This is a genomic window from Halomonas sp. MES3-P3E (genome assembly GCF_002836035.1).
GTDB lineage: Bacteria > Pseudomonadota > Gammaproteobacteria > Pseudomonadales > Halomonadaceae > Vreelandella > Vreelandella arctica.
Window position 1 is genome coordinate 122,872 of the sequence record NZ_PJBT01000187.1, and the last position, 9,177, is coordinate 132,048.

At 53.1% G+C, this 9,177-nt stretch carries 8 protein-coding genes and 1 pseudogene; 6 read left to right on the forward strand and 3 right to left on the reverse strand.

From position 1 onward, the window contains the following. The first annotated feature begins 5 nt into the window (after window positions 1–5). The 6 genes from CXF87_RS17295 to fnr all read left to right on the forward strand — a co-directional run bounded on the left by CXF87_RS17295 (window position 6) and on the right by fnr (window position 6,307). A complete protein-coding gene (locus tag CXF87_RS17295; protein WP_101147527.1) occupies window positions 6–539 on the forward strand; it encodes a FixH family protein in 534 nt (177 codons plus the stop codon). Next, window positions 536–2,995, forward strand: coding sequence for a heavy metal translocating P-type ATPase (locus CXF87_RS17300; RefSeq protein WP_101147528.1), 2,460 nt, complete (start codon window positions 536–538; stop codon window positions 2,993–2,995). Before CXF87_RS17295 ends, CXF87_RS17300 begins: the two co-directional genes overlap by 4 nt. Continuing rightward, window positions 2,992–3,237, forward strand: a complete 246-nt coding sequence (gene ccoS / locus CXF87_RS17305; RefSeq protein ID WP_101147529.1) for a cbb3-type cytochrome oxidase assembly protein CcoS — start codon at window positions 2,992–2,994, stop codon at window positions 3,235–3,237. Before CXF87_RS17300 ends, ccoS begins: the two co-directional genes overlap by 4 nt. Next, on the forward strand, window positions 3,234–3,929 hold the full coding sequence (locus tag CXF87_RS17310; RefSeq protein WP_101147530.1) for a sulfite exporter TauE/SafE family protein: 696 nt from the start codon (window positions 3,234–3,236) through the stop codon (window positions 3,927–3,929). The genes ccoS and CXF87_RS17310 overlap by 4 nt, the downstream gene beginning before the upstream one ends. Window positions 3,930–4,017: 88 nt before the next feature. Further along, complete coding sequence (gene hemN, locus CXF87_RS17315) at window positions 4,018–5,457, forward strand: oxygen-independent coproporphyrinogen III oxidase (RefSeq protein ID WP_101147531.1); 1,440 nt, start codon at window positions 4,018–4,020, stop codon at window positions 5,455–5,457. 103 nt (window positions 5,458–5,560) lie between these two features. After that, the gene (gene fnr, locus CXF87_RS17320; protein WP_101147532.1) at window positions 5,561–6,307 is read left to right on the forward strand and encodes a fumarate/nitrate reduction transcriptional regulator Fnr; all 747 of its coding nucleotides are present in this window, start codon (window positions 5,561–5,563) and stop codon (window positions 6,305–6,307) included. Here fnr and ttcA (CXF87_RS17325) read toward each other — a convergent pair. The 3 genes and pseudogenes from ttcA (CXF87_RS17325) to CXF87_RS17335 form a co-directional block, all read right to left on the reverse strand. After that, a pseudogene (gene ttcA / locus CXF87_RS17325) lies at window positions 6,300–7,007 on the reverse strand (tRNA 2-thiocytidine(32) synthetase TtcA); the annotation flags it as partial. The gene fnr and the pseudogene ttcA (CXF87_RS17325) overlap by 8 nt on opposite strands. Window positions 7,008–7,211: 204 nt before the next feature. Beyond that, window positions 7,212–8,078, reverse strand: coding sequence for a tRNA 2-thiocytidine(32) synthetase TtcA (gene ttcA, locus CXF87_RS17330; RefSeq protein ID WP_101147533.1), 867 nt, complete (start codon window positions 8,076–8,078; stop codon window positions 7,212–7,214). A 435-nt stretch (window positions 8,079–8,513) separates the two neighbouring features. Next, on the reverse strand, window positions 8,514–9,177 hold a 664-nt coding region (locus CXF87_RS17335; RefSeq protein ID WP_269801110.1), incomplete at its 5' end, for a DEAD/DEAH box helicase.

The following is a 9,177-nucleotide window of genomic DNA, read 5'->3' on the forward strand; positions in this document are numbered from 1 at the left end:
CGACGATGTCATCCCTACCCTCTAGCGAGAAGGTGATCCCCTGGTACAAGCAGTTTTGGCCATGGTTTCTAATCGGCATTCTGCTCTCATCCATTATGTTCAGCATAACCTTTGCCGTTATGTCAGTTAAAAGTTTTGATGGCATGGTAGTGCAAGAGGATTACTACGAGCATGGCAAAGCCATTAATATGGTACTTGCCAAGCAGGAGCAGGCGCGCACTCTGAACTTAAGCGCCGAGCTACGTCTTGATCCGATGACCAGCGACATCGTGGTTGATTTAAGCGGCGATGCGCGTCCCGACAAGCTCTATCTGGACCTCATCTTCCCTACCGAGGATGACCGTGATCAATCGTTCATACTGGAGCATGTCCGTGACGGCCGCTATATCACCCAGGGCCCTGACAACCTGCGCTACCGCTGGTACCTACAGATTCAGCCCGCACTAGAAGATGCCGACTGGCGTCTGACGGGTGAAGCGACGTTCCCTAATGAAAATAGCGTCGCGCTATTGCCAGGAGGGCGTCCAGAAAGCGAATGAGCAACGCCGTGCCTGCCTCTGACTGCTACCACTGCGGTAACCCGGTGCCCGCTGCGGCACCCTGGACGATTACCCTGGATGACCACACCCACCCGCTCTGCTGCCCCGGCTGCGAAGCGGTGGCTCATGCCATTGTCGATGGCGGGCTAGAGAGCTACTACCGCTACCGAACCGAACTTCCCGAACGCCCCGATGAACGCCAAGCCGCCAAAGCGGACACGTGGTCGGTATTTGATGATCCCGGCCTGCAAGCGCAGTTTGTTCACCCTGATGGTGATGAGGGCAATGTCAAAGCCACCCTCGCCATTGAAGGCATTACCTGCGCCGCCTGTGCGTGGCTGATTGAACACCGCCTGAATGCGTTGGAGGGAATTACCACCAGCGCGGTGAATTTAACCCACCACCGACTGCGCGTGAGCTGGGACCCGCAGCAGCTTAAACTCTCGCAACTACTAGCCGAACTGGCTGCAATTGGCTACGACGCTCAGCCTTACGAACCGGATCAAGCCCAAGCACGCATGCAGCATGAAGAGCGCATGAACGTGCGTCGATTGATCATCGCTGCAGTAGGCATGATGCAGGTGATGATGTTCTCGATCCCCATTTATGTCTCCGGTCCCGGTGAAATCAGCGACGATTTCTACGCGCTGTTCCACTGGCTCTCGTTTGCCTTAGCAACGCCGGTAGTATTTTTTTCCGCCCAGCCGTTCTTTCGTAATGCCCTGCGAGACCTGCGCACCGGTGTATTGGGTATGGATGTGCCAGTATCGCTGGCGATCGGTGGGGCTTATCTTGCCAGCAGCTATGCGGTGCTGTTTAACGTCGGCGAGGTCTATTTTGACTCGGTCGCCATGTTCACCTTTTTCTTGCTGTTTGGGCGCTACGTGGAAGGCCGAGCCAGGCGCCGTAGTGGGCATAGCGGCAATGTGCTGAGTGGCGTGCTGCCGATCTCGGCCACGCGGCTGGAAAGCGACGGCAGCGAACGCATTCTACCCGCGAGCGAACTCGCCCCGGATGATCGAGTCCTGATCAAGCCCGGCCACGGCGTGCCTGCCGATGGCGTGATTGAGGAGGGAGAATCGAGCCTGGATGAATCCATGCTGACCGGCGAATACCTGCCGGTCACCCGCCGGGTGGGCGACAGCATTACCGGCGGTAGCCAGAACATGGAAAATCCGCTGGTGATCCGTGTTACCCACGCCGGGCGCGATGCCCGAGTGGCGGGCATTGTCGATCTCACCGACCGCGCCTTTGCCAGCCGCCCGCGGCTGGCCCAGATGGCAGCACGCATGGCCCACCTATTTGTGCTCCGCCTGTTAGTGGTAACCGCCTGCGTCACCATCGCCTGGTGGTTTATCGACCCCTCGCGGATGCTCTGGGTACTACTTTCGGTGCTGGTCGTGACCTGCCCTTGTGCGCTGGCGCTGGCCACCCCCGCGGCCCTGACCGCAGGCCATGGTCAACTGCGCAAGCGCGGCGTGTTGATCACCCGTGCCGATGCCATGGAGACGCTCTCCAACGTAACCCGAGTAATCTTTGACAAAACCGGCACGCTCACCCGCGGCGAGATGCACCTGACCCAGACCAAACCGTTCGGCGAATTAACCGCCGAGCGTGCCCAGGCGATTGCCGCGGCGCTCGAAGCCCACTCAGAACACCCTATCGCCCGCGCCTTTCGTCCGTTTCGGGATGCAACGCTTCAGGCAAAAGATATTCATAGCCATACCGGTCAAGGACTAGAGGGCACGCTAAACGGCGCGCGCTGGAAGCTGGGCAAACCAGAATTTTCCACTGGAGAACCCATTTCGGCACCCGCCAGGGGGCAATGGCTGCTGCTGAGCGAAAACGGCGAACCCCGCGCCTGGTTTGGTCTTCATGATGGCATTCGTGATGACGCTGCTGCCACGATCAAAGCCCTACAGGCCCAGGGGCTAACCGTGGAGCTGCTCTCCGGTGATACCGTCGATGCTGTGGAGAGCCTGGCCAACCAACTCAACATAACGACGTGGCACGCAGGCACCAGCCCAGAAGGCAAACTGGCCCGGATGAAAGAGCTTCAAGCCGCTGGCGAAACCGTGGTGATGATTGGTGACGGCATCAACGACGTGCCGGTGTTAGCCGGTGCTGATGTGGCAATTGCCATGAACGGTGCGACGGACTTAGCCCGCACCCGCGCCGACGCGGTGCTGCTCAGCCCACGCCTGATGCGGATTTTTGAGGCTATCGAGATTTCCCGCGCGACCCGGCGTATCATGCGCCAGAACATGATCTGGTCAGTATGCTACAACTTTTCGGCGCTGCCGCTGGCGGCCATGGGGCTGGTGCCACCCTGGATGGCGGCCATTGGTATGTCGCTCAGCTCGCTAGTGGTGGTGGGTAACGCGCTGCGGCTGTCACGCTGGCGTACGACGCCGCCCGCCTCTTCGCCAAGCGCTTCAACACCGGTAACCGCATGACGATTCTGTATCTACTCATTCCGCTTTCACTGATTCTGCTGGGCCTCGCCGTCTGGGCATTTTTCTGGGCGGTGAAAAATGATCAGTTCGACGACTTGGAAGGCCCGGCGCACCGCATTTTGTTTGATGAAGATGAGAATGACCTCAACCCCGAACAGCGACGCCAGCGGCAGCAGACCAAGCACCGCCCTGCTGCCCCCTCCGACACACACTCACCCGACGACCAAGAGCCCCGGCCATGAATCCAACCGGCCTTGACCTGCCGCCACTGCTGGCGGCGTTCGTGTTTGGTTTGATGGGCGGCGCCCATTGCATTGGCATGTGTGGTGGCATTATGAGCGCGCTCACTTTTGCAGTGCCCCCCAGCATGCGTCATCCGGCGCGTATGGGTGGCTTGCTGCTCAGCTATAACGCAGGTCGCATCACTAGCTACATGAGCGCAGGCGCGCTGGTAGCCCTACTAGGCACGCTATTTTCCCTCTCTGCCACGGCGCGAATGCTGCTACAAGTGTTTGCGGCGCTGATGCTGATCCTGATGGCGCTGTATATCGCCAACTGGTGGAAAGGGCTGCTTAAAGTTGAAGCGATAGGCCGCCGCCTATGGCGCTTTATCGAGCCGGTAGGGCGACGTTTAATGCCCGTAGTTCATTTACCCCAAGCCTTTGCGCTGGGGGCGATATGGGGTTGGCTGCCCTGTGGGCTGGTCTACTCCATGCTGGCCTGGAGCTTAGCAATTGCCGACCCGCTCCAGGGCGCACTATTGATGGGCGCCTTTGGACTGGGCACGCTACCTGCGCTGCTGGCCACCGGGCTTGCCGCGCGCCAGTTAAGCCACCTGATTCGTCACCCGGCAACGCGCAGCGTGGCCGCGCTGACGATCATTGCTTTTGCGCTGTGGCAGCTGTGGACACTCACAGCACACAACCTTCATTAACATGACATGGCTCAATATTTATATCGGCGCCGCGCGTTAGGCTGGCATCAAAGCTTTAACGCCACTTTTAACGCCGGAGCGTCACTTCATGCCCGTTCATGCCCTCGCGGCTTCTTCTACGATGACTTCAACCATGGCCGGGGCAGCACCGGAGCAGAAAAAATGGGATGAAGCCTTGCTGCGCCGTTACGACACCAGCGGCCCGCGCTATACGTCCTACCCCACGGCGTTGTCGTTTCACGACCAATTTACCCCGAGCGATTTGACTCAGGCGTTAGAGCGCAGCAATGCCAGCCAACGTCCTCTTTCGCTGTATGTGCATATCCCCTTCTGCCGCAAAATTTGCTTTTACTGCGCGTGTAATAAAATCGCCACCAAGAACACCGCCCTGGCCGAGCCGTACCTATCCCGGCTTGACCGTGAAATGGTGCTGACCGCTCGCCACCTGGATACCACACGACCGGTGAAGCAGTTGCACTGGGGTGGCGGAACACCGACGTTTCTTAACTTGAACCAGATGGGCGACTTGATTGATCGCCTGGACGCGCGCTTTGGTCTCTCGTCCGCGTCTGATCGCGATTACGCGATTGAAATCGACCCTCGCGAAGCGGACGTATTTACGCTGCGCCACCTGCAGTCGCTCGGTTTCAATCGCATCAGTTTAGGCGTGCAGGACTTAAGCCCGCTGGTGCAGAAAGCCATTAACCGTATTCAGCCACGGGTACTCACCGAGACGCTGATGGATGAAGCACACCGGCTGGGCTTTCGTTCGCTCAATCTCGATTTAATATACGGCTTACCCTTTCAGACTGAAAAAAGCTTTGCAGACACCCTGCGCCAAGTGATCGAGTTAAATCCCGCACGGCTTTCTGTGTTTAACTACGCCCACATGCCCGAGCGCTTTGCCCCCCAGCGGCGGATTAACATCGATGACCTGCCGGGCAGCGAAGAGAAGCTGGCGATTCTGCGCACCACGATTGAGATGCTCACCGCGGCCGGTTATGTGCACATCGGCATGGATCACTTTGCTCGTCCTGATGACAGCTTGGCGATCGCCCAGCGCGAAGGCTCGCTCCAGCGCAACTTTCAAGGCTACTCCAGTCACGCCCAGTGCGACTTAATCGGGCTTGGCGTGTCGGCGATTTCTCGCGTCGATGACGTCTATGCACAGAACCCTAGCGATCTGGCCCGCTATGAAGCAGCGCTGGATCAAGGCCAATTGGCAACCGTACGTGGGCTGCGCTTAAGTGACGATGACCTGATCCGCCGGGACGTTATTGAGCGACTAATGTGTGATATGCGCATTGATCTGGCCGCCATCGGTCAACGCTGGAACATTGATGCCCCGCGTTACTTTGCGCAAGCGCTTGAGCACTTACAGGGCGCCGAGCGAGATGGCCTGCTGACGCGCAGCGGCGACCAGCTTAGCGCGACGCCCATGGGACGGCTGCTGATTCGTCACTTAGCCATGGCGTTTGATGCTCACCTGCCGCAGCAATCAGGCAAGCACTACTCAAAGATTGTGTAAACAAGCTATCGCTAACGAAATGAAGCTTCCATACTAAGAGAAGCCTACCTCAGCACGGCGTAATGATTACCTGCCACTCACGACGCTACTCAAGGAGTTATGCATGTTGGAACCCATGAGCCGCCGACGCTCGCTACTCCATGAAGCTCGCTGCCAAACCTGCAGCTTGAGCTCACTATGCTTGCCACTTGCCCTTGAGATAGACGATATGGGCCAGTTCGATGCCATTATTCGTCGTCGCGCACCGCTGAAAAAAGGCGAGCCACTATTTCGCCAAGGCGATACTTTTACCAGCGTTTATGCGGTACGTTCGGGCAGTTTGAAACAAGTCACATCAGAGGGAAACGGCAGCGAACAACTGACCAATTTCTACCTCCCGAGCGAACTAGTGGGGTTGGACGGGATTGATGAGGAGCACTACCCAGGAAGTGTAATTGCCCTGGAAACGACCACCGTTTGCGAGATTCCCTTTGATCGCTTGGACTCACTCTCAGAGGAGTTGCCCGAACTGCGTGGCCAACTGTATCGCAGCATGAGCAAAGAGTTACGCGATGACCGGCGCATGATGCGCCTGCTGTCACGTAAAACTGCCGACCAGCGGCTAGCGAGCTTTTTAATAACACTTTCGGATCGTTTTCGTCGCCGTGGCTACTCGCCCTACAGTTTCCGCCTTTCCATGCCCAGGGCCGATATCGGCAACTATTTGGGTTTAGCGGTGGAAACCGTCAGCCGTATTTTAAGCCGCTTTCAGCAGCAGAGCGTAGTGGCGGTGTCCGGGCGAGAGGTCAATATTCTTGATATGCAGCGCTTAATCACCCTCGCCGAAGAGGAGCAGCAAACGGTTAACTGACGTTAAATGCCTGAATGCGCCCGGCCAATAGCTCTGCCTGTTTGGCTTCTAGCCCTTCAAAATCAAACAGGCTGCGATCCGCCAGCTGGGAAGGCGCAATATTAGTTACCGCCTTAAACATGCTTTCCAGACGGCCGGGGAATTTTTTGTCCCACTCAGCGAGCATCTCTTTGACGACCTGGCGCTGCATATTGGGCTGCGAACCGCATAGATTGCAGGGAATAATCGGAAATTCCATCATCCGTGAAAACTCGGCAATATCCGCCTCTTTGCAGTAAGCCAGCGGCCGAATGACGATATTTTTACCATCATCAGAAAGCAGCTTAGGCGGCATCGCTTTTAAGTTGCCGCCAAAGAACATATTGAGAAACAGCGTTTCAAGGATATCTTCGCGGTGGTGGCCCAGGGCGATTTTATTGGCGCCAATCTCTTCAGCAAACCCGTACAGCGAACCGCGGCGCAGGCGTGAACAGAGCGCACAAGTCGTTTTACCTTCTGGCGTTTTTTCTTTCACCACCGAATAAGTATCACGCTCGACAATGTGATATTCCACGCCCTGCTTATCCAGATACGCAGGCAGCACGTGCTCGGGAAAACCGGGCTGTTTTTGATCCAGATTGACCGCCACCAGTGAGAAATTGACCGGCGCATTGCGCTGCAAATTGCGCAAAATCTCCAGCATCGTATAGCTGTCTTTTCCTTATATGCCAAATTTTTTAAAAGAGGAAGAGTGAGTGAGTGAGTAAAGCATTACAATACAGTCACTTAATTTTCTTTCTTCTAAAGAAAACAAACACAAGCCATACAAAAAATTCATTTTTTGTAAAAAAAAGCTTTAAGCAAATGCAGTTGATCAAAATATAACCAAAGACAGCCCAGATACACCAATGTATTCTTTACAAAATCATAGGTTGATTGCTTCTATAAAATTGGTCGAAGAAACATCTACACTGCCAGTATGGTTCGAGATGACTTTACTAGACCTGTCGATATCGAGATTGTGGAAATCGAAAAGATTTAAGTCAGCTAGTTGGCTTGGACTTACATTCTGGATACCGTTAAATATGTTTTCAATACAACCCGCTTTTTGTTTTTCCCAGCCTGCCAACATGTTTTTTATATTCTGTCTTTGTAAGTTCTCCTGAGAACCACAAAGATTACATGGAATAATTGGAAATTCTACAATTGATGCCAGCTTAGCAATATCTTTCTCACGACAATAAGAAAGCGGTCTTATTACAATATTTCTGCGATCATCACTTAGCAGCTTAGGAGGCATTGCCTTTAACTTACCGTTAAAAAACATATTCAAAAAAAGAGTTTCTACAATGTCATCCATGTGATGGCCAAGAGCTATTTTTGTAGCCCCAATCTCCTCAGCAAACCCATATAGAGAACCCCTTCTAAGTCTCGAACAAAGTGAACAAGTAGTTTTCCCTTCAGGAGTTTTCTCTTTAACAATTGAATATGTATCCTTATCTATAATATAATAATCAATATTATTCTTTTTGAAGAAGCCAGGAAGAACATGCTCCGGAAAACCGGGTTGTTTTTGGTCGAGATTCACAGCGACCACATCAAACTTAATCGGTGCTACTCTCTTCAAATACAACAGAGTATCAAGCATAACAAATGAATCTTTGCCACCACTTATGGCAGCCATTACTTTGTCACCATCTTCAATCATAGAATAATCACAAACAGCTCTCCCAGCGTTAGCCCTTATTTTTTTATAAAGCTTGTTCAAATCCATCTTTTCTTTAGGCTTCATAAACCACCATTAAAATAAAAGTTATAAATAAATAACAAATCAAAATCTTCATAACCAATATTCTAAATCAGATGGCATAAATTTTCGACAGATGAATTGAGATATTCGATGGGAGATAGAGTGTTTCAAATTCCTGAGCTAGCAGAAGCTTCAGATGCATGAGCATATGACCAACATTCGACATTTTGTCGATTCGCAATCTCGCTAAGTTGAGATTGGGTGCTTTGTTCGCTAGAGCTGACTCGGAGGTAGCCGATCGTCGCCATTGAGCTGTATTCTCAATTTTGGATCATAAAATGGGGCTTTCTTTTGAACCTTAGCTATAACCCCAAACGACACTTATTACCCATTGAGTTTTAAAGATAATAGAAGCGTGTCAAAAGGTACACTTTATGAACCTTGAAGATGGGTGGGGGTAGCCATGGAAAGAAAAAACTACATTAGCGATAATAGATACTGCCGGTAGTATTGAGAAAAGCTCAGCGTCAGTAATGAAGCCTCAGTAACTTGCAGCTCGCGCTTACCGTTCTGCTCTTTTACGGAAAGGGGATTATCTTCACTTTCTTTTGCGCCCTCGGTATTGCCATCGGCGTGCTCAGCGTGGGATTTAGTTAGACGATCATTAAGCTTTTTTGCCTGCAGCGTGGATTGATCCTCGGGAAGGTCATTGGCGATTCTTTGCGAGTATTTACGTAGGGTAGGTTCAGCGATCACGTAAAGCCACGCCTCTCTGTCATCAGTGCCCATCTTTCTTAAGATGCGACCAAGAACCTGCCTGTAGTGAAGCTCGGTACGAATGCGACTGAGGTAACAGCAAACTGAAAGACGCTGTATATCTGTGCCTTCAGAAATCATGCTAACCGCTACAATCCAGCAGGTGTTGTCATGCCGAAACCGGTCGATTAGTTGCTGAGCCCGAGGTGTTTTACTGGTGACCACGACATAGCTTTGATGCTTAGCATTCAGTATTGCAGCAATTTGGTGGGCATGCTCAATATCCGTTGCCACCACTAGCCCCCCAGCTTGAGGGGTCTTATGTCGGGTTTCACTCAGCTGATGAATACCTATATCCAGCACAGCATTGAGGATGTCATCATGG